The 3,371-nt window shown below is 50.6% G+C and carries 3 protein-coding genes; 2 read left to right on the top strand and 1 reads right to left on the bottom strand.

The window, feature by feature from the left end:
• The coding region (locus tag B0W55_RS29105; protein WP_177345409.1) for a DUF637 domain-containing protein at positions 1-2,283 on the top strand (2,283 nt) is incomplete at its 5' end.
• A 7-nt stretch (positions 2,284-2,290) separates the two neighbouring features.
• Positions 2,291-2,713: a hypothetical protein gene (locus B0W55_RS30660; RefSeq protein ID WP_139341011.1), complete on the top strand. Its 423-nt coding sequence runs from the start codon at positions 2,291-2,293 to the stop codon at positions 2,711-2,713.
• A 547-nt stretch (positions 2,714-3,260) separates the two neighbouring features.
• Here the strand turns inward: B0W55_RS30660 and B0W55_RS29110 are convergent.
• On the bottom strand, positions 3,261-3,371 hold a 111-nt coding region (locus tag B0W55_RS29110), incomplete at its 5' end, for a 2-hydroxycarboxylate transporter family protein (protein ID WP_139341012.1).

Below are 3,371 nucleotides of genomic sequence, written 5' to 3' on the forward strand. Positions count from 1 at the left end.
GGCCGCGACGTGAGCATCGTCGCCAGCGACCTCGACGCCAAGCGCAACATCGGCCTGGCCGCCGAAGGCAACCTGACCGTGGCCTCGGGAGCTGATGAAAGCCACTCCTACTACAAGACCAAGAAAGTCACTGCGCAGGAAGATCACGTTAAACAAATTGCCAGCACGATCACGGCGGGCGGCGACGTGGCGCTGAGCGCGGGCAATGACCTGACGCTGATTTCCAGCCGGATTACGGCCGGGGATGAAGCGTACCTGGTGGCGGGTAACAACCTCGAATTGTTGGCCGCGCAGGACAGTGATTATTCGCTGTATGACAAGAAGGAAAAGGGCAGTTTTGGGCAGAAGGAGACGCGTCGGGATGAGGTGACCAAGGTGACGCATGTCGGCAGCGAGATCACCTCGGGTGGAGATTTGACGCTGGTCAGTGGGGGAGATCAGCGTTATCAGGCCGCGAAGTTGGAGAGTGGTAAGGACATCACGCTGGACAGTGGTGGAGCAATCATTTTTGAAGGAGTTAAAGACCTTCATGATGAGAGCCACATCAAGAGCGACAACAGTGCCGCATGGGTCTCCTCGAAAGGTAAAGGCAATACCGACGAAACCTTGCGTCAAACCCAAATGATTGCAAATGGCAACATTGTGATCAAGGCAGTCGATGGCTTGCAAATCGACGTCAAACAAATCGACCAGCAGACCGTCAGCCAATCCATCGATGCGATGGTCAAGGCCGATCCGCAACTGGCGTGGCTGAAGCAGGCCGAGGCGCGCGGAGATGTCGACTGGAAGTTGGTCAAGGAGATCCACGAGTCATTCAAGTACAGCAATTCAGGGTTAGGCCCTGCATCGCAGTTGATCATTGCCATCGTGATGGCGGCTTTTGTCGGACCTGCGGCATTTAGCGCCATGACCGCCAGCATGGGAACCATCGGAGCAGCGGGGCTTGCGGCGGTGGCAACCGGGGCCGCAACGAATGCGACAACCAGTTTTATCAACAATGGAGGGAACCTTGGAGCGGTATTCAAGGACGTGACGTCATCGAATGCGCTCAAGGGCTACGTGATTTCAGCGGTGACGGCTGGATTAACGGCTGGTGTTTACGACGGCATTCTGAAGACATCAACTAATCCTATTACTGGGAAAGTCAACGTTGATTTGAGCAGTTTGGAAGGCGTGAGCCGGTTTGCTGGTAACCAGTTGCTGCAAAACGGCACGTCCACAGCCTTGAGCAGTGCGCTTGGCCAGCATGCCAATTTTGGTGATGCACTGAAGGGCTCATTGCTCAGCACGCTAAATGCGGCGGCGTTCAATGCGGTGGGCGATTTCTCGACGAAACAAGGCTGGTTAGACGGTAGCCCGGAAAAAATAGCCTTGCACGCTGTGGTCGGTGGCTTGCTGAACGAAGCGGCGGGAGGCGATTTCAAAACGGGTGCATTGGCTGCTGGCGCCAATGAAGCGCTTGTACGTGAGTTGGCGGCGTTGGTGAAAAACGACAGCAACTTGTTGTTGATGTCTTCACAGCTGGTAGGCGTGGCTGCGGCGGCTATTAGTAGCGGTAATGTCCAACAAGGTGGGACCATCGCAAAAGATGCCACCAACTATAATTACTTGCTGCACCACGAAGTAGTGGAGATGCTCGACGAGCAAGCCAGGTGTGAGTCGCAATCGTGCAGAGATAATGTGCGAGAAAGGTATGCTTCGCTGGATGAGCAACGAAACAAGGAGCTTGCCAGTTTTTGTCAAACGAATATCAGTGCGTGTAAGGAGATTTCTGCGCAGATTCAAAGCGATGCGCCAAAAATCCAAGAGCTCGCTGAGCAGCTCCGGCGCAATGGAGATTCCGGCGCTGCAATCGTAGGTTGGATCATCCCGGAAAGTAATCAGACTGCTCAAAACACGATTACCACTGAGGTGGTGGTTCAGCGGGATGGTCCTGAGGCGGGTTTCTGGTCGGCGGTGGCGCAGACCCTGGCTGGCGTAGTTGGTGGCGGTAAGCCAAGCACAGGGGGATCGAAAAGCGTTGAACCCCTTCCTGTAGTCAACAAACCCCTAGGCTTAGGTTCAACGGGCAGATCTACGCCCGCTAATTTAAATGAAAAACTTGCATTGGAGCAGGCCCTTTCAAATCCTGCCGCTGGTCGTCCCCTGCCGGTTCCCATGACTGATCCACGATGGCCAGCTACCGAAGGTTGGGTGAAGTCAGCCCAAAATATCAATGGCATAGAAATTCATTACGTACGAAACTCTATTACCGGAGCTATCGATGACTTTAAATTTAAGTGAGTAAAGTATGCTTGCCATTTGCCAACATAATTTTGGTAGCGCTATCCCTCAGGCGGAGCGTTATTTAGGTGAGGTTGACGAAACTGACTACTCTCCCTTGTGCGTTGGGGCCAGCTATGTCGTGTATGGTATTTTATTCATTCGGGATCGAGTGGATTTTTTAGTTCGAGCTCCAGAGCAAGCTCCGTTTTGGGCTCCAAGCAGTTTATTTAAATTGGTTGATGCTAACATTCCATCAGGGTGGGAGTTTTGTAATACTAAAAATAGTAATGATTATAAAGTATTGTTTGATTTGTTTAGTATTAGTTGTGTGGTTGGTTATCCCTTGCTGGTTAATGAGTATCATCATTATCTGGGCGTCGTCGAGCGTGATCCTCTAGAAATAGTGCGGTTTGTAGCAATGGTAGAAAGCCAAAAATTTAATTATTAGCAGTAAATAAGAGACCGTACTCATGTTGAGCAAGTAGATTGGCGATGAATAGTTTTTAAAAGTAATTGCGTTGTTATTGTCGATCGAAATTGAAAGGGTGTCGTGGGTTGCGATACCTTCATGCTTTTTACAAAGGGGTTTAGTTTTGGGCCAAAGTTGCGTGGCGTGTGTCAAAAGAATGTAAGCTGCAGTTTGCTTGTTGGGATAATGATGTTGACGGTTTGGTTGCTGGGCTTTCAGGTTTATTCATTTCAGAGGTGAATTGGCTGATTGTTAATCAGCCGATCAATTGTCTTTTAAGTTTTCTGATGTTCATGAGCTGGATATATTTTGCACTTCATAAAATGAGCCTTGGGTGATGGTTTTTTTGGATGGGGCAGTTTATTTAGGTAACTCTTAAAACTGACACAAGACCTGAAGTGATGATGTGTGGGAATCGCGTTTGCCCCTGAACATCAGGGCTCGATGAACACACAAAGCTCATCAAGCCCATCCGACCTCATCGCGAGCAAGCTTCGCTCCTACGGGGTATGCGCCGATGTTGAAGTCACTCAAAAATCTTCAACAACACTGTCGCTAGAATCACCGTAGCCGCTCCACCGATGCGCGTCGATATCTGCGCGAACGGCATCAGCGACATCCGGTTCGATGCCGACAG

Source organism: Pseudomonas sp. KK4, from assembly GCF_001984065.1.
Taxonomy (GTDB): domain Bacteria; phylum Pseudomonadota; class Gammaproteobacteria; order Pseudomonadales; family Pseudomonadaceae; genus Aquipseudomonas.